The organism is Marinobacter nitratireducens (assembly GCF_000708045.1).
GTDB lineage: Bacteria > Pseudomonadota > Gammaproteobacteria > Pseudomonadales > Oleiphilaceae > Marinobacter > Marinobacter nitratireducens.
Genome location: NZ_ANIE01000008.1, coordinates 110,110 through 128,072, shown reverse-complemented (window position 1 = coordinate 128,072; position 17,963 = coordinate 110,110). Strand labels below are relative to the sequence as shown.

The following is a 17,963-nucleotide window of genomic DNA, read 5'->3' as shown; positions in this document are numbered from 1 at the left end:
TATCCGGACAAGGGAGAAAACAGTGTTGCAGAATATCCCCGCCATTACTGGCCTGCTGTTGGCCTGCACTCTTCTGACGGCCAACGGTGTCCAGGCAGCACCCGGCCTGCCAGCGTTCTCAGAACTGTCGTCTCTGGACGCCGAATCCGGCTGGGAGCCGCTGGAGTTTCCAAAGATTGAGCAACATTCCCGGTATCAACTGGTGACCGAGGATGGTCAACAGGTCGTTCGATCAGACACCAACGGCGGTGCCTCCGGGCTGATTGCCAGAATAGCACTGGATCCCGGTGACTCGCTTTCACTGCGATGGCGCTGGAAGGTCTCCAATGTCTTTGAACAGGGAGATGCCAGGGAAAAATCCGGGGATGACTACCCGGCGAGAATCTACGTCGCGTTTGAATTCCAGCCCGATAAGGCCGGTTTCTTCGAGCGGGCAAAGCGCAAGGCGGTGGAGGTGCTCTTTGGGGAAACACTGCCAGGTAATGCCCTGAACTACATCTGGGCTAATAAGCTGCCAGCGGGCGAAATGGTCCCAAACCCTTATACAGACCGCACTGTAATGATTGCCACTCAATCCGGTTCGGCACAGGCCGGCACCTGGGTCACGGTTGAGCGGGATATCGTCGCTGACTACCGGGCAGCGTTTGGTGAGAATCCCCCGCCGTTGGTGGGCATTGCCATCATGTCGGACTCGGACAATACCGGTGAGAAGGCCACCGCATGGTATGGTGACATCACCATCGAGCCGGGCCCCTGATTGTCCGAATCAGCGATATTTTTCCGGGAATCCGGGGACAACAAAACCCCGGTTCAGGACTCGAACCGGCGGTACTTCGCCACGATCCGCCAGCCGGATATAGGCATCGTCAAAAGCATCCCGTATCAGAGCGGCCCGGGGGCTGGCCAGCGAGAACAGCCACGCCAGGTTCCGTGAGCGAACCCGGGATTCTCTCAACAGATCATCGTCCGGTTTTAGCAGTATTTCGCGAACCGGTTCACTGTAATCCAGCAAGTAATCTCCACGGTTCCGCTTGAGCATTTCAAGCGCAGCCCGGTGATTAGGTGCCTCGGTGACGGTGATGCCAGCTTGGTCGTTCAGCCAGTACAGCAGCCCGCCGTAGGTATAGCCGCCGATCACAATGACACGCGTGTCCTGAAGTTGGCTGAAATGAGCCAGTGGCTGTTTACCCTCCAGGTACCAGGCACTGAGCTGAACGGGCATGGGGCTGGCCCAGCTCTCCAGGACCTCACCCTCGAGCGCCGGTATGTTGGACACCCCGGGCCAGGCATCAATTTGCCCATTTGAAAGATACAGGTAGGCCCGGCTCACAGGCAGATAGAGGAAATCCGGCGTGAAGCCTGCCTCCAACGCCACTTTTCGGGTGATATCGATAAACAGACCGGCTGGCTCGCCGTTCTCATCCCGATAGGTGATTGGGGGAAACTCCACGTAGGCAATTCTGACCGTTTTTTCAGGCGTTTCCTCGGCCTGTGCCAGCGGCACAGCAACAAGAAGCAGAGCCCATAGAAGTGGCAATAACATCAATACGTTGGCGAAGGCAGTGCAGCGTTTGTACATGGATCGTACTTTTATGGTTCGAAGTACTCTGAGAGTAACAGACAAACGCAAAACTGCACTGCCAACGATTGCAAAATGCCAACAAGTCGAATCAGACGTAGTTCATCACCATGTACAACCCCAGACCACCCATCACCAGGGTGTAGGGAAACGCCATGATGACCATACGACCGTACGAGAGTCGCACCAGCGGTGCGATGGCAGAGGTCAGCAGGAACAGGAATGCCGCCTGACCATTCGGCGTGGCGACGCTCGGAAGGTTGGTGCCGGTGTTGATGGCAACCGCCAGATCCTGGAAGTGCTCGAAGCTGATGCTTCCCGCATCAAGGGCCTGTTTGACCTCACTGATATACACCGTGGCCACGAAGACGTTGTCACTGATCATGGACAGGATGCCATTGGCGAGGAAAAACATGCCGGGCTGCTGCCCGGCAGGCAGGGACAGCACATACTCGATGATGGGCTTGAACAGGTGCTGTTCATGAATGACGGCCACAACCGCAAAGAACACCACCAGCAACGAAGTAAACGGCAGGGATTCCTGGAAAGCCTTACCGATCTGGTGCTCATCGGTAATACCAGTGAACGAGGTGATCAGGATAATCACCAGCAAACCAATCAGGCCGACTTCCGCCAGATGGAAGGCCAGCCCGACCACCAGAATGCAGGCCGCAATGGCCTGTATCCACAACGCCGCCTGATCCGCCTTGGTTCGCTTGGCGCGCTCGTTCTCCGCGAACTCCTCCAGTACCTTGCGAACCGGCTTGGGCAAACGGCCGCCATACCCAAACCAGCGTAACTTCTCCAGCGCCCAGCAGGTAAACAGACCAGCCGCCAGCACCGGAAGACTCACCGGCGCCATGTGCAGGAAGAAGGAGCCGAAATCCCAGCCGACCACCTTGGCAATCAGCAGGTTCTGGGGCTCGCCCACCATGGTGGCCACGCCACCCAGGGCCGTACCGATAGCCCCATGCATCAACAGGCTGCGCAGGAAGGCTCGGAAGTTCTCCAGGTCTTCCCGGTGGAGCTCCACCACCTCGTCATCGTTATTGGCGTTGTGATCGGCATGATGGTAGCCCTTGCCCGAGGCAACCTTGTGGTACACCGCATAAAAGCCGACGGCAACGCTGATGATGACCGCAGTCACGGTCAATGCATCGAGGAACGCGGAGAGCAGTGCGGCCGCACTGCAGAACAGCAGGGACAGGGCCGATTTCGAGCGCACCCCGACAAGAATCTGGGTGAACGTAACCAGCAACAACTCCTTCATGAAGTAGATACCGGCCACCATGAACATCAGCAACAGGATCACGGGGAAATTGGTGAGCACCTCGCTGTAGACGGCATCCGCAGAGGTCAGCCCGATCAGCAGGGCCTCGACGGCGAGCAAACCTCCCGGCAACAACGGGTAGCACTTCAACGCCATGGCGAGGGTGAAGATGAATTCCGCAATCAGCAACCAGCCCGCTGCCCCGGACCCAAGCACAAACATGACGATGGGGTTAGCTACCAGGAATAGCAGGATAACCTGTTTGTACCAGACAGGCGCCTTGCCAAGGAAATTGTGGGTAAAGCCGGAAAATACGGTAGTAGGCATTGCAGGATTCTTCTGAGTTTACGTGCTGAAAAAGTATGCGGCAGCGGGCGAATATCTTCCTTGATATATGTGTATCGGGTAATGGGCCAAAAGTGCCGTGTAGATGCCCTTTTGGTCTTACCCCTTGGCAGGAACCAGGCAATGAGGGCGGCCCGGATTCAACCACTGGCAAACCGGTCAGCCCGGTATTCTATCTGAAATCCTGTGGGAATTGGCTTTTCGATCAAAAACTCAGCGATCGCCTGAGCGACACTTTCGCAGCTCGGCGACTTTTCTATGAGAGAGCAAAATCAAATGCGAACTCTCACTCCGAACCTCCCAGTGCCTGAATGGCCTCCCGAATCGAGCGGATCGCAGCAATGGATTCGCTGTTATCGCCGTGCACACACAGCGTATTGGCCTCAAGAATCAGTTGGCTGCCATCCATCGCTATCAGCGGCTCCCCTTTGGCAATCGTGAGCGCCTGGGCCAGTATGGTACCGGGGTCCTCATGCACGGCGCCCGGCGTTCTCCTCGACACAAGCCGCCCATCCGCGTCATAAGCCCTGTCTGCAAACGCCTCAAACCAGAGGGTCACGCCGTACTGGCGTGCGACTTCCCGCTCCATGGTGTTGTCCCTGGCCGCCATCGTCATCAACGGAAGGTTTGCATCAAAGTCACGAACGGCCTTCACGACAGCTTCGAACAGTGACCGATCCTGCACCATATCGTTGTACAAGGCGCCGTGGGGTTTGACGTAGTGCAGCCTGCCTCCTTCAGCCTGGCAGATGCCGGACAGCGCACCGATCTGATAAAGCACCAGGTCTTCCACTTCATCCGGCGAGCAGGCGATCGAACGCCGACCAAAGCCAACCAGGTCGGGATAAGAGGGATGGGCGCCTACCTTCACCCCATGCGCATTCGCCAAGCGTACGGTTTTCCGGATCACGTGCGGATCAGACGCATGAAATCCACACGCCACGTTGGCAAGGTCCACATGAGGCATCACATGTTCATCCAGGCCCATGACCCAGGGGCCAAAGCTCTCACCCATGTCTGCATTGATCAGAAGTCTACCCACAGTCTCGCTCCAAGCCGGTTACCGCGTTTCTCAGTCTCAGGATACCAGACCTCGCTTCCCAGCCATTTAATATTAATGATAGTAGTTTGCATTACTGTTTAACGAAGATTAATATTCGGGAAATTTCTGGGCACGAGTGCCCATAACCTATACAAATCGGAATTTTTCCCATGTCTGCCGTTTCCTTCCCTACGCCCCTGGTCCAGGCCATCCGCCTGGCACTTGGCGCGTCTGTCGTCGCGATGTCCATGCCGCTGCTGGCCGATGAGAGTGAACCAGCCCATCTGAATGCCCTGGTGGTCTCCGCCACGGCGTTGAAAGTTGAAGCGCCCCTGGCCGAGACTCCGCGTCCGGCCTCGGTGGTCAACGAGGAAGAGCTCAAGGAACGCAATGTACAGTCTCTGGACGAGACCTTCCGCTACCGCGCCGGCGTGCTTTCCGGGCACTACGGTTCCGACAACGACACTGACTGGTTCAAGGTACGGGGCTTCGACCAGTCCACCTATCAGGATGGCCTGCGGATCTATCGTGAAGGCTTTTACCAGTGGCTGCCGGAAGTGTACGGCCTCGAGCGGGTGGAACTGCTTAAAGGGCCCGCCTCCATTCTGTATGGCGAAGCGCCTCCGGGCGGTGTGATCAACGCCATCAGCAAACGCCCCACCGACATCGCCCAGGGTGAAATTCAGGTACAACTGGGTACCAACGAACACCAGCAGGTTGGCATTGATACCGCCGGCCCTCTCGGCACCGCCGATAACCTGAGCTATCGCCTGGTCGGTCTCTACAGCTCCGCCGAAGGCGATATCGATTTCACCGAGAACGAGCGTTACTACATCGCGCCGAGTCTGACCTGGGACATCAGTGACGCTACGTCTCTCACTATCCTGAGCAGTTTCCAGAAAGACGATGCGGTGCCCTATAACGGTTTCAAGCTGGCCTACGGTACGGTTCAGGACACGCCATTCGGCAAAGTGGACCCGTCCACCAGTTACAGCGAGCCGGATTACGACACCAACGAACGCGAGCAGTCGTCCATTGGCTACAGCTTCTCGCACCGCCTTAACACAAACTGGGAGTTCCAGCAGGACCTGCGCTACAGCAAGCTCGATCTGTTGCTGCGAAGCAGCTACATCCTGTTCCAGAACACCGCCCGGGAAGGCACACGGGGACTCACCTACCGCGATGGCAGCCTGGACAGCTGGACCGTGGATAACCGCCTGGTCGGCACCTGGTATACCGACCGCACCGAGAACACCCTGCTGATCGGTATCGATTATCAGGATCTCGAGAACGATGGTCTGGAAGGTAACAACTACGCCTTTGGCGATCCCATTGACCTGTTCGAGCCGACCTACGGCAACTTCACACCACTGACCGCCGCGGACCTTACCCGCCGCCAGATCACCAAGGAACAAACCGGCCTGTACCTGCAGGACCAGCTTCGCCTGGACGATCACTGGGTCTTTCTGGCCGGCGTGCGCTATGACCAGGCTGAAACCGAAAACACCGATCAGGGCACCGGCACCGTCCAGCGCGCAGATGACGACGAGGTATCCTTCTCCGGCGGTATCATGTACCTGGCGGACAACGGCCTCTCGCCATACGTGTCCTGGACCGACTCCTTCCAGCCCATCGCTGGCACCGACAGTAATGGCAAGCTTTACGAGCCAAGGATCGGGGAACAACTGGAATTCGGTGTGAAATACGCGCCGAACCATCTGGATGGCTACGTATCTGCTGCGATCTACAACATCAAGGAAGAGAACTCGCTGGTGACGTCACCCGGCGGCTTCCAGGTCCAGGAAGGGGTACGTGAAACCCAGGGCTTTGAGCTGGAGACGGTTTCCTACCTGACCGATCAGCTCCAGCTGACCGCCGCCTATACCTACAACGACGCCACCTCAGATAACGAGTCCGATAACGCCCCGGAAAGCCCGGTCGCTTTGATCCCTAACCACATGGCATCGGCCTGGCTGGACTATGCGTTCCAGAACACCGTTCCGGGGCTGAAAGTCGGTGGCGGTGTGCGCTACGTCGGCGGCAGCAAAGATGGCAATATCGAGGTCCCGTCCTATACCATCATGGATCTGATGGCACAGTACGAAGTCACGAACAACTGGCTTGCCCAGATCAACGTCACCAACCTGGCGGATCGCGAATACGTCGCAAGCTGTGACTACTGGTGCTACTACGGCGAAGCTCGCAGTGTGGTGGGTACGGTCAGCTACCGCTGGTAGTGATGAAAAAAGGGCCGGGTATGAACCCGGCCCTTTTCAGAACATCGACGTCTGGTAACGGTCAGGCGTCGTTTGTCAGATAGCCTGCGTGGAAACGCAGATGCTCTTCGATGAAGCTGGCGATGAAATAATAGCTGTGATCGTAGCCTTCATGACGACGCAGCTCCAGCGGGTAGGAACTGGCCACGGCAGCGGCTTCCAGCGCCTCCGGCTTCAACTGTTCTTCCAGGAAGTTATCGGCTTCCCCCTGATCCACCAGGGCCGGGACCTGCTCCTGCGCGGCACGCATCAGCAGACTGGCGTCATAGGCTTCCCAGGCCGATTTATCATCCCCCAGATAGGCGCTGAATGCCTTCTCACCCCAGGGACAGTTGACCGGGTTGCTGATCGGACTGAACGCCGATACCGATCGGAACTGCGCCGGATTCCGCAGCGCCAGCACCAAAGCACCATGCCCCCCCATGGAATGACCAGCCACAGAGCGCTGATCGCTCACCGGGAACACAGATTCCACCAGTGCCGGCAGTTCATTCAGCACGTAATCGTACATGCGGTAATGACGATTCCAGGGGCTTTCGGTGGCGTTCACGTAGAAGCCGGCGCCCTGACCCAGATCGTAACCGTCATCGTTGGCCACATCCTCGCCCCGGGGGCTGGTATCCGGCGCCACGATGGCAATGCCCAGCTCCGCCGCTACCCTGTGCGCACCCGCCTTCTGCATAAAGTTTTCATCGGTGCAGGTCAGCCCGGACAACCAGTACAGCACCGGCACTTTCTGCCCGTTCGCCACTTGGGGCGGCAGGTAGATGGCAAAGCGCATGCTGCAACCAAGGCTCTCGGACTGATGGCTGTATTGCTTGTGCCAGCCACCGAAGCTCTTGTTACTGCTCAGGTTTTCAATGCTCATTGAACACTCCGTCGACGGTGCCGCCTACCCCTACCGGCAGGCGGCTTGCCCGATCACTTGTCGTAATGGATAACGCTACGAATGCTCTTGCCTTCGTGCATCAGGTCGAAGGCTTCGTTGATGTCTTCAAGGCCCATGGTATGGGTGATGAAGTCATTGAGCTTGAACTCGCCACGCAGGTACTGCTCGACGATGCCCGGCAGTTCGGAGCGGCCCTTCACGCCACCGAACGCGGAACCACGCCAGACGCGACCGGTAACCAGCTGGAACGGGCGGGTGGAGATTTCCTGACCGGCACCGGCAACACCAATGATGACCGACTCACCCCAGCCCTTGTGGCAGCACTCCAGGGCGGAACGCATCACGTCGACGTTACCGATACATTCGAACGAATAGTCCACACCGCCGTCGGTCAGTTCGACGATCACTTCCTGGATCGGCTTGTCGTAGTCCTTCGGGTTGATGCAATCCGTCGCACCCAGCTGGCGAGCCAGGTCGAACTTGCTGTCGTTGATGTCGATACCGATGATGCGGCTGGCCTTGGCCATGGTGGCGCCAATAATGGCTGACAGACCGATACCACCGAGACCAAAGATGGCGACTGTCGCGCCCTCTTCCACCTTGGCGGTGTTCATCACGGCACCCATACCGGTAGTGACGCCACAACCCAACAGGCAGACTTCTTCCAGCGGCGCTTCCTTGTTCACCTTGGCGAGGGAGATTTCCGGCAGTACGGTGTACTCGGAAAAGGTGGAGCACCCCATGTAATGGAAGATCGGCTCACCGTCCTTGTAGAAACGAGTAGTGCCGTCCGGCATCAGGCCTTTGCCCTGGGTTTCGCGTACGGCCTGGCACAGGTTGGTTTTGCCGGAGGTACAGAATTTACACTTGCCACACTCGGCGGTGTAGAGCGGGATCACGTGATCGCCCACCTCAACACTGGTTACGCCCTCGCCAACGGACTCGACAATACCGCCGCCCTCGTGGCCGAGGATGGCCGGAAAGATACCTTCGGGATCGTCACCGGACAGCGTAAAGGCATCCGTGTGACACACACCAGTTGCCACAATGCGTACCCGCACCTCACCCGCCTTCGGGGGCATAACGTCCACTTCTTCGATAGACAATGGTTGGCCCGGGCCCCAGGCAATCGCCGCTTTCGATTTGATGATCTCAGACATAATGTTCTTCACCCTTTGCGTTTGGACGGCGGAAACCCGCCAGTGGATACACCCATTGTAGTTACTGACAAATCATAGATAATCACTCTCTGAATCAATTCACTTTTACCAGGCTGTAATAATCAGGAGTCGCCAATTCATGGCACTGTGGGAAGGCGTAAACGAATTCGTCGCCGTCGCTGAAGCCAGCAGCTTTACCCACGCTGCCGGCAGGTTGGGCGTATCTACAGCCCAGGTAAGCCGGCAGGTGAACGCTCTTGAGAGTCGCCTGGGGACCAAGCTGTTGTACCGGACAACCCGGAAGGTTTCAGTGACAGAAGCCGGGCAGGTCTACTATCAGCATTGCCGACAGGTTCTGGACGCCCTCGAGGAAGCCGAACGTTCCATGACCAACCTGCAGGGTACCCCCAGGGGAAAGCTGCGTATCACAGCCCCGGTGACTTATGGTGAAACCGCTATCGCACCGCTGGTGAATGACTTCGTAATGCGCCACCCGGAGCTCGAAGTCGACATGAGGCTCTCCAACCAGAAACTGGACCTGGTCGCGGAAGGCTTTGATCTGGCCATTCGGCTGGGGAAACTGCAGGATTCCACTCTGATGGCCAAACGCCTGGCGTCACGCTCCCTGTATGTCTGCGCTTCTCCAGGTTATCTGTCTGCCCACGGTACCCCACACTCGCTGTCGGAGCTGAACCAGCACAACTGTCTGCAGGGCAACCTTGATTACTGGCGGTTCCAGGACAGCGGTAAACCCAGCAGCATACGGGTCAAAGGCAATATCCGATGCGACAGTGGCCGGGCGCTGCTGGACGCAGCCCTGAAAGGTATCGGTATCGTGCAGTTGCCAGATTATTATGTGCAACAGGCACTGGATTCCGGTGAACTGATTCCTCTGCTCACCCACTACCGGGAGGACGATGACGGCATCTGGGCGGTCTATCCCCACAACCGCCACCTGTCACCCAAAGTGCGGATGCTGCTGGATTTCTTTACCGAATCACTGAGCCAGTGACTACCGGGCGGGAAGTTCCCGAACGAACCGCTGCTTGAATTCCCGAGGCGTCTGGCCAGTAATCTTGATAAAGGTTTTCCGGAAGGCGCTGAGGTCCTCGTAACCCACATGCTCTGCAACCCGCTCAACGGGCAGATTGCTGGTCTCGATCAGGTCGCAGGCCTTCTGGATGCGCAGGTGTTGCAGGTACTGAACCGGCTTCAGCCCTGTTGCCCGAACGAACCGGCGTAGAAAGGTCCGCTCGGTCAGGTGCACCTGCTCTGCCAGTTCCCCGATCTTCACCGGTCGGTTATATCCCCGTTGCAGCCGATGCTGCACCCGCACGATCACGTCGTCGCCATGATCCAGTCTCGGGGTAAAGCTCTGGTAATAGCTCTGCTCCCGGTCGCCGGTATCAACAATCAGATACTTACCAAGCTGACGCATAACTTTCGAATTGCTGAACTGGGCGACCAGCTCCAGCCCCAGATCGACCCAGCTCATCAGACCGCCTGCGGTCACAACATCGCCATCGTTTATCAGGATCCTACTGCTATCCACCGTAATGTCCGGGAATTTTCTGGACAGTTCGTCCGCCAGCGCCCAATGAGTGGTCACCCTCCGCCCGTGCAGCAATCCGGTTTCGGCCAATACGAAAGCACCGGCACAAACGGAGCAGATAATAGCGCCGTTCCGATGATTCTCTCGCAGCCACTCCACCAGTAATGTCGAGGGGGAGGCGTAGAGGTCATCGTCCAGACTCGGGGGCAGGATGATCACTTGCGGAGGTGCCAATCCGTCGCGCCCGCGCTCAGGGATATCAAGGCTATCGCAAAGGTGGGTTTTGAAGCGTTCTTCCATACCTTGCTGCCGGCACATCCGATTGGCCAGGTAGAACTGCTCAGCCAGTCCCTGCACGGCAGAAAGCATCGCTCCGGGGTAATGCACGATGCCAATATGAATCCGAGAATCTGTCACTTTTAGCCTTTTTTATGCCGGTTTTGACTCAAGTATAGAGCCGGATTCAGGCAAATAATAGAGACCACTCACTCAGAGCACACAGGAGAGATTCATGAACGTCAGTCAAACCCTTCGCGAGCTGGTCGGCCTTGGCAATACCGCCAGCCCCATCCATTCTTCCGCACTGATCATCATTGATGCCCAGCAAACCTACCGGGAAGGGGTCATGCAACTTGAAGGCGTCGAGCCTGCCCTGGAGGAATGCCGGAACCTCCTGGACCGGTTCCGTGCTGCAGGGCGGCCGGTATTCCATATCCAGCACGATGCAGGCCCCGGTTCGCCGTACGACATCACGGCACCGATTGGGCAGATTGCCGATGTTGTCGCACCACAGGAGGGGGAAGCGGTGATCACCAAGAACTTCCCGAACTCCTTTGTGGGTACTGAGCTGGACAAACAGTTGAAGGAAGCGGGCATCGAAAACCTGATCCTGGCGGGCTTCATGTCACACATGTGCGTGAATTCCACGGCCCGGGGTGCATTTTCGCTGGGCTACAACCCCACGGTGGTGGCCGCCGCAACCGCCACCCGGGCGTTGCCTTCGCCCATCGACGGCAAGGTCATCCCGGCTGCGCAGATGCATGAGGCCGCCCACACCGCCATATCCGATCTGCCATCTGCCGTGGTTGGAACGGTTTCCGATGTTCCGGATTAACGGTCAGCCTGATCAGAATCGATAAGCGACCGACGCTGTAACGTTGCGTTCTGCACCGTAGTAACAGAAATCAAGACTGTTATAGCAGGAGGCAACGTATTCCTTGTCCAGCAGGTTGTTGGCGTGGTCCGCGTAGATATCCGCGGCATAGCGAACTCCAGACCGGCATTGGCGCCATCAAGCACACCTTCGTTGAAGCGATAACCGGTCCACAGGGTCAGCTGGCGCTCGGGTACCTGGCTGGCTGTGTTGCCCTGGCGGTAGGCTTCCGATTTCTCAAAGGTCACATCGGTGTAGGCGTAACTCACCTGCACATTCAGGTTGTCAGTAACCTTAGCCTTGGCTTCCAGTTCCACACCCTGGGACTGAAGTTCCCCGATACCGCTATAGAGGTAGGTAGCGGCTTCGCAATAATAGGGGTCGATAACACAGAACCTACACCGTACTTTTTTAAAGCCACAACAATGCAATGCTGCTCGAATCGCGCCAGTGGGCAAAAGAGAGCAAAGTAACACAAATCCCGCAATCCGAGCCAAGACAAGCACTTTCATCCAGCTCTATCATTTCCCACTACGGAACATCGTTACCATATACTCAAGGAGAGAGCCGATGAAGGAAACAGTAGAAGTTGGGCGCCATGAAGTCAGTACCCCCGAAGAATTCTTCAAGATGCCTGAAGAGTATCGATCACTTGCAAGCCACCTGATGCTGGTGCATGCGGAAGGCGAACTTACCGGAGCCGACGATTACACACAAGTCTTCTATAAAATGGCCCCAAACGCATATGAAAAACTAATTTGTTGCGAGCGGGCCGCTGAGGAAATACAGCACTTCGAGCTAACAGCAAAAGTTCTCTCCGACATAAATATTGATACCCATCACATGCTTTCTCAGCACTTCACGGAGAGACCTTACTACTCAAATGAGCTTGTTACGGGCGTCAGAAACTGGATGGAGCGCGGTATTTTCTCTTTCCTGGGAGAATCCGTGGTTCTAGAACACCTTCTTGAGTTTAAGGACTGCAGCTATAAGCCATTTGCGAAAATATTCGAAGATCAAATCATTCGGGATGAACATGTGCATGTTGCCCATGGATTCAGAATTATTCGTGAAGCCAGCTCAAATGACGAAAGCCGTGCACAGGCACAACAGGCACTCGATAGGCTATGGCCCCATATATTAGGTCTATTCGGACATGAGAAATCCCAACGTTCGCGGGCATATGTAAAGTGGGGTTTTAGAAAAACCCTCAACGGAGAACTGAGAGAAAATTTCAAGAAGAAAACGATCCCGAAACTCGCGGCCCTTGGTCTCACTGTGCCACATCACGAGACAGGAGTTAGCGCATGAACTACACAGCCGATCACTACCGCACGAGGGCCACCGGAAAAGCGCTTGAATTACTCGCTAATCAAGAAGATTGGATTACTCGCTTCGAGTTAGTAAAGGGCTTCTCATCAACCATCCGATCATCAGAATACCATCTCACCAATGCCTGTAACATTCGATGTAAAGGCTGCTGGTTCTTCGAATATGGTCACGATAAAGGCGCGAGGGAGAAAACAGACATAGCTGACTGGCGAGATTTCATAAAGCGGGAAAGTGAAAGAGGTGTGAACTCGGCACTCCTGATTGGTGGTGAGCCTACTCTTTTCGAAGAGAGAATAGCTGAATTTGCAATACACATGGACACTCTGGCTATCTCGACCAATGGGTTAATAAAGCTGCCATTCGGCGCCCCCTTTACCAATGCCACTGTGTTCATTTCACTATTTGGCGGAGGACCGCTTGATGATGATCTCAGAGCTATAAAGCCTAATGGCAAGGCATTCACGGGTCTTTTCGATTCAGCGCTTGCCAACTACAGAAACGACCCGAGGGCTACTTTCGTATATGCAGTTACCGAAGATGGGATTGAATATATTGAGGATACCGTTAAGAAGATCAGAGATAACGGAAATCGTCTGACATTCAATTTCTATAGCAAATACGACAGCAATCATCCTTTAAAACTTGAGAATGAGCGACGATTGCTTGAGCTCCTAAGCAATCTGAAAGTCAAATATCCTAAAACGATCACCAATCACCCGGAACATATCAAAGCAATAGTAACGGGCAACTCCTGGCTGGGGACGTTTAGCTACGAAGTATGCCCAAGCATAAGCTGCGATCACCCGGATAACATTTCACGCAAATCAAACGGAAACCCCATACTTCCGGGCTTTAACACTTACAAACCAGACCTGGAAACTCTTGAGGTTTGTTGCACCTCCGGCCACTGTAGCGATTGCCGCGACAGTCAGGCAGTTTATAGCTGGCTTCTTACTGGCCTGAAAGCATCTCTAAGGAGTGAAGAAGCTCTAAAAACCTGGATAGAAGTAGCCGAGGCATATTGGAGCCAGTTCATCTGGTCACCGTATTGCCAGGTCACAGACACCAGCATCAACAATCGCCTAATTGCTACCAGTTAACATTACGCTCCAAAGGGGACCCTGTGGAGCACGTAACAGGGCTGCCGGCCAGGTATTATCTTAGCCGCTCAAGGGTTATCTACACGCCAAAAGATACTTTTAGAAAAACAAATGGATCTGAAATGAGCAGTCGATCAACAAGCTCCTCCGAGAGCATTCTTTCTCGTCGAATGCAGACAATGAGCAGTTCCGCGATAAGGGATCTGCTCAGGCATTCCAAAATCCCTGGTATGATTTCGCTGGCGGGAGGAATACCCGCACCAGATCTCATAGATACCGAAGGGCTTGAAGCGGCCACTTTCCGAGCTGTTGAAAGTGCAAGAAATACCACCTATCAATATGGACTGACCGAAGGAGAAATGTTCTTAAGGGAAGAAATTGCCTCCCGCATGGTAGCGCAGGGAATCAGCGCGGAACCCGACCATATTCTAGTTACAAGCGGTTCGCAGCAGGCGCTCGACATTGTAGCCAGAGCCTTTCTTGATGAGGGTGATAGTGTGTTGGTTGAAGAGCCAACCTATCTGGCCGCATTACAGGTTTTCGATATGGCAGGAGCGCAGACATTAGTATTCCAAGGTGATCAGTACGGCATTGATTTCACACGATTGGAATCATTGGTTGCCAATAACCGTATTAAGCTGATGTACCTTGTTCCCAACTTCAGTAATCCGACCGGCACAACCTTGCCACTTCCCGAAAGGACAAAACTTGTTGAGTTTGCTATCCGTCATGACATCATGATCGTTGAAGACGACCCATACGGAGATCTTCGATACGACGGAGAGCATGTTGCGTCACTCTTTGAAATAGCCGAACAGTCATTTAACTCAAAAAACCGGGTTATCTACATTTCGTCTTTTTCAAAAACTGTCGCCCCCGGATTACGCTTGGGTTGGTGTATTCCCCCGGAGAGCTATTTTCACTCTCTATGCCGTGCCAAGCAATCTATGGACCTTCACAGTAGTACGCTTTCGCAATACATTGCAGGTTATTATCTGAAGAGCGGCCGTCTTGATGGCCGGCTTCAACTTCTTAAAAAGGCCTACAAATGCCGGCGCGATGCGCTGATAAAAGCTATTTCGGAACATTTGCCAGACGCCCTCGAACTCAACGTGCCCGACGGTGGGATGTTCCTTTGGGGGCGATTTGCAAACGGACTGGACGCATCACTCGTTCTTCAGCAAGCTCTAAGCCATCACGTGATGTTTGTTCCGGGGAAATATTTTTATTGTGAGATACCTGACTTAAGTTCGGTTCGCCTTTCGTTCTCAACGATCACGCCCTCCCTGGCGGACGAAGCTGTTAAGCGGCTTGCGATTGCGATCCAGCGGACGGAACAACGCGAAACTCAGGAGTAGCGAGAACACCGACCATTTTAAACGGAATTTTTATGGGCCTGAAACAATTCAACTTCCAACATGAAGACGATCGACAACAACTTCTCGCCAACAACGATGGCAGGGGAAGCCGTGAGTATGGATGGCAGAGCATCTTTTTCGAGCGGGTAGAAAAAGATCATTTTGAAACCATTGAACATGCTTTGACCGGTCATTACTTAATGGTAAAGCTCAATTCGGCCGCTCAGGCTAACCGACGCGTAGATGGTACCGTCCGAAAAGAATCGCAAAACAGGGGCTCTGCAGTGTATCTGCCCCACAACTGCCCCCACCAGGTCAGTTATACATCGCCATTGGGTGAGCTGCTGTTGATGACCATCCCAGAGAAACTTGTTTCAAGCGTGGCGGAAGAAATGGGCGTTAGCCGCTTCCAGGGTCATCCTCTGTTTTTCAAACAAAACAACTTGCTTCTGGAAACCGCGCTGGCAATCGACAATGAAATCCGGGACGGCAACCCACATGGTCCGATGTTTGCCGAGTTTTACGGCAAAGCGTTAGCCGCTCAGATCATCTGCGAAAATACAAAGAGCGCGACCACCGATAAAACGACTCGGTCGCCCCTGACAACCCGGCAACTCCGCTGGCTCAATGATTATATCGAGGCGAACCTTCGCTATCGAATCTCTGTAGATGACTTGGCTCAGCAGGTAGCGCTAAGTCCTTTTTATTTTTGTCGTGTATTCAAAGCCGCAACAGGCACCTCACCCCATGCCTATATTCTGAAAAAGCGCATAGAATACGCCAGCCAGTTGCTCCGGAGTGACGAACACTCCATTCTGGACATTGCACTTTCTTCTGGCTTTTCAGATGCCTCCAACTTTTCAAAACAATTCAAAAAGTCTACCGGACAGACACCAACTTGCTATCGTAGAGAATACAAAACTCAAACCATTTTTGTTGTCAGAGGACAATAAATTTTGTTAAAAATCTAAAATCTATATTTTTCAGCGCTGTAGGACTCACTAACCAAATGCGAATGGTTCAATCGCATTCACCACAATCAAAGGCATGAAGCCTGGGTAGTTCTACTCAACAGTCACACTCTTCGCCAGATTCCTGGGCTGGTCCACATCCGTACCCTTCAATACCGCAACGTGGTAAGAGAGTAGCTGTAGAGGCACGGTGTACACGATGGGAGCAGTAATCTCATGTACTGACGGAATCTGCATCACATGAATGCCTTCCTCTGATTTCACGCCCGCTTCCTTGTCCGCAAACACGAACAGTTCACCACCTCGTGCCCGGACTTCTTCCAGGTTGGATTTGAGCTTTTCCACAAGGTCGTTGTTTGGCGCCACTGTGACCACTGGCATTTCACTATCCACCAGCGCCAGGGGGCCATGCTTGAGTTCACCGGCCGGATAGGCTTCGGCGTGGATGTAGGAGATTTCCTTGAGCTTCAGTGCCCCTTCCATCGCCACCGGGAACTGGGAACCTCGGCCGAGGAACAAGCTGTGGTTCTTGTCCATGAAGGCCTTGGACAGCTCCTCGATTTCACCATCCAGTGCGAGCACATCGTTCACCTGCCCCGGCACCAGATGGATCGCTTTTACGATCTCGGCCTCTTTTTCCGGTGCCAGACCATTATGGCGAGCCAGCGCCAGAGTGAAAATCAACAATGCGGTGAGTTGGGTAGTGAATGCCTTGGTGGAGGCCACGCCAATCTCGGGGCCGGCCTGGGTCATGATGACCAGATCCGATTCACGAACCAGGGAGCTTCCCGGTACATTGCAGATCGCGAGCGCAGCGCGGAAGCCTGCTTCCTTCGCCTGGCGCAGGGCTGCCAGGGTGTCAGCGGTTTCGCCAGACTGGGAGATGCACAGGAACAGGGTATCCGGCTGGATGACGTGCTTTCGGTAGCGATATTCGGAAGCCACTTCCACTGAACACGGTACGCCCGCGAGCTCCTCGATCCAGTAACGTGCCACCATGCCGGCATGGTAGGAGGTGCCGCAGGCAATGATCTGCACGTGACGCACGTTTTCCAGCAGGTCGGCCGCGTCGGTACCCAGGGCCTGTTCCAGTACGCTGGAATCCGTCAGCCGACCTTCCATGGTGGCTTTCACCACCCGTGGCTGCTCGTAAATTTCCTTGAGCATGAAGTGACGATATTCGCCTTTATCCACAGAATCCGCACCGTGTTCGAAGCGGGTGATCTTTCGCTCTACCGGCGTGCCTTCACGATCATGAATGGACACCTTTTCCTTGCGGATATCGGCGATGTCGCCTTCCTCAAGAAACATGAATCGGTCCGTAACAGGCAACAGGGCAAGCTGGTCCGAAGCAATAAAATTCTCGCCAATCCCGACGCCGACGACCAGAGGACTACCCTCACGGCAAACCACCATGTGATCAGGTTCGTCGGCATGAATCACAGCCAGGGCATAGGCTCCGCGAAGACGCGTAATGGCTGCTTTTACTGCGTCGTACAGATCGCCAACGGCCCGGTAGTTCTTTTCAATCAGGTGAGCAACAACTTCGGTATCGGTTTGAGATGTGAAGGTGAACCCATCGGCCTTCAGCTCTTCCCGCAGGTCCTGATAATTCTCGATGATGCCGTTGTGGACAATAGCGAGACGGTCACCAGACATGTGCGGGTGGGCGTTCAGCTGTGAGGGCTCGCCATGGGTGGCCCAGCGGGTGTGGGCGATGCCGAGTTGGCCGTCGAGAGGGTTAGCATCAATAGCGTCCGACAAGGCCGCTACCTTACCCAACTCCCGGGCACGCTGGACCTGATGGTCACCATCAATGACGGCCATACCAGCAGAGTCATAGCCCCGGTATTCCAGCCGGCGCAGGCCCTCCAGCAAGATTCCCTGGACATCCCTTTCCGAAACCGCACCTACAATCCCACACATACCACATTCA

Annotated in this window: 16 protein-coding genes; 8 read left to right on the top strand and 8 right to left on the bottom strand. The window is 54.9% G+C overall.

The genetic code is table 11. The features are described from left to right. Window positions 1-22 precede the first annotated feature (22 nt). Window positions 23-757, top strand: a complete 735-nt coding sequence (locus D777_RS14060; RefSeq protein ID WP_227501782.1) for a DUF3047 domain-containing protein — start codon at window positions 23-25, stop codon at window positions 755-757. A 9-nt stretch (window positions 758-766) separates the two neighbouring features. On the opposite strand, the gene D777_RS14055 is transcribed toward D777_RS14060, so the two are convergent. The 3 genes from D777_RS14055 to D777_RS14045 all read right to left on the bottom strand — a co-directional run bounded on the left by D777_RS14055 (window position 767) and on the right by D777_RS14045 (window position 4,236). Continuing rightward, window positions 767-1,579, bottom strand: a complete 813-nt coding sequence (locus tag D777_RS14055) for a substrate-binding periplasmic protein (protein ID WP_036133358.1) — start codon at window positions 1,577-1,579, stop codon at window positions 767-769. 91 nt (window positions 1,580-1,670) lie between these two features. Further along, window positions 1,671-3,176, bottom strand: a complete 1,506-nt coding sequence (gene nhaB / locus D777_RS14050; RefSeq protein WP_036133355.1) for a sodium/proton antiporter NhaB — start codon at window positions 3,174-3,176, stop codon at window positions 1,671-1,673. A 304-nt stretch (window positions 3,177-3,480) separates the two neighbouring features. Beyond that, on the bottom strand, window positions 3,481-4,236 hold the full coding sequence (locus D777_RS14045; protein WP_081849569.1) for a 5-oxoprolinase subunit PxpA: 756 nt from the start codon (window positions 4,234-4,236) through the stop codon (window positions 3,481-3,483). Between the two features lie 170 nt (window positions 4,237-4,406). On the opposite strand from D777_RS14045, the gene D777_RS14040 reads away from it, so the two are divergent. Further along, window positions 4,407-6,473, top strand: coding sequence for a TonB-dependent siderophore receptor (locus D777_RS14040; RefSeq protein WP_036133352.1), 2,067 nt, complete (start codon window positions 4,407-4,409; stop codon window positions 6,471-6,473). A 61-nt stretch (window positions 6,474-6,534) separates the two neighbouring features. On the opposite strand, the gene fghA is transcribed toward D777_RS14040, so the two are convergent. Both fghA and D777_RS14030 read right to left on the bottom strand, forming a co-directional pair. Then, complete coding sequence (gene fghA, locus D777_RS14035; RefSeq protein WP_036133350.1) at window positions 6,535-7,380, bottom strand: S-formylglutathione hydrolase; 846 nt, start codon at window positions 7,378-7,380, stop codon at window positions 6,535-6,537. A 53-nt stretch (window positions 7,381-7,433) separates the two neighbouring features. Continuing rightward, window positions 7,434-8,552 (bottom strand): S-(hydroxymethyl)glutathione dehydrogenase/class III alcohol dehydrogenase, encoded by a 1,119-nt coding sequence (locus D777_RS14030; RefSeq protein ID WP_227501784.1) that lies wholly within the window; start codon window positions 8,550-8,552, stop codon window positions 7,434-7,436. Window positions 8,553-8,700: 148 nt separating this feature from the next. Between D777_RS14030 and D777_RS14025 the strand changes: the two genes are divergently transcribed. After that, complete coding sequence (locus tag D777_RS14025; RefSeq protein WP_036133345.1) at window positions 8,701-9,573, top strand: LysR substrate-binding domain-containing protein; 873 nt, start codon at window positions 8,701-8,703, stop codon at window positions 9,571-9,573. Here D777_RS14025 and D777_RS14020 read toward each other — a convergent pair whose 3' ends face one another. Beyond that, entirely contained in the window at window positions 9,574-10,530 is a 957-nt protein-coding gene (locus D777_RS14020; RefSeq protein WP_036133341.1) for a GlxA family transcriptional regulator, read from the bottom strand. A gap of 94 nt (window positions 10,531-10,624) precedes the next feature. Here D777_RS14020 and D777_RS14015 point away from each other — a divergent pair, with 94 nt between their 5' ends. Beyond that, window positions 10,625-11,227 carry a cysteine hydrolase family protein gene (locus D777_RS14015; protein WP_036133338.1) on the top strand — a complete coding sequence of 201 codons (603 nt, stop codon included), beginning with the start codon at window positions 10,625-10,627 and terminating at the stop codon, window positions 11,225-11,227. On the opposite strand, the gene D777_RS14010 is transcribed toward D777_RS14015, so the two are convergent. Beyond that, entirely contained in the window at window positions 11,224-11,778 is a 555-nt protein-coding gene (locus D777_RS14010; protein WP_201443381.1) for a TonB-dependent receptor domain-containing protein, read from the bottom strand. The two genes, D777_RS14015 and D777_RS14010, sit on opposite strands and share 4 nt — an antisense overlap. 58 nt (window positions 11,779-11,836) lie before the next feature. On the opposite strand from D777_RS14010, the gene D777_RS14005 reads away from it, so the two are divergent. The 4 genes from D777_RS14005 to D777_RS17705 are packed head-to-tail and all read left to right on the top strand — an operon-like array spanning window position 11,837 to window position 16,009. Next, a complete protein-coding gene (locus D777_RS14005; RefSeq protein WP_201443380.1) occupies window positions 11,837-12,577 on the top strand; it encodes a Phenylacetic acid catabolic protein in 741 nt (246 codons plus the stop codon). After that, window positions 12,574-13,698 carry a radical SAM protein gene (locus D777_RS14000; protein WP_201443379.1) on the top strand — a complete coding sequence of 375 codons (1,125 nt, stop codon included), beginning with the start codon at window positions 12,574-12,576 and terminating at the stop codon, window positions 13,696-13,698. The genes D777_RS14005 and D777_RS14000 overlap by 4 nt, the downstream gene beginning before the upstream one ends. Before the next feature lie 23 nt (window positions 13,699-13,721). Then, window positions 13,722-15,056, top strand: a complete 1,335-nt coding sequence (locus tag D777_RS13995; protein ID WP_150112652.1) for an aminotransferase-like domain-containing protein — start codon at window positions 13,722-13,724, stop codon at window positions 15,054-15,056. Window positions 15,057-15,088: 32 nt separating this feature from the next. Further along, on the top strand, window positions 15,089-16,009 hold the full coding sequence (locus tag D777_RS17705) for a helix-turn-helix domain-containing protein (protein WP_051669118.1): 921 nt from the start codon (window positions 15,089-15,091) through the stop codon (window positions 16,007-16,009). Window positions 16,010-16,120: 111 nt separating this feature from the next. Here the strand turns inward: D777_RS17705 and glmS are convergent, their stop codons facing one another. Beyond that, window positions 16,121-17,953, bottom strand: coding sequence for a glutamine--fructose-6-phosphate transaminase (isomerizing) (gene glmS, locus D777_RS13985; RefSeq protein WP_036133332.1), 1,833 nt, complete (start codon window positions 17,951-17,953; stop codon window positions 16,121-16,123). Between the last annotated feature and the right edge of the window lie 10 nt (window positions 17,954-17,963).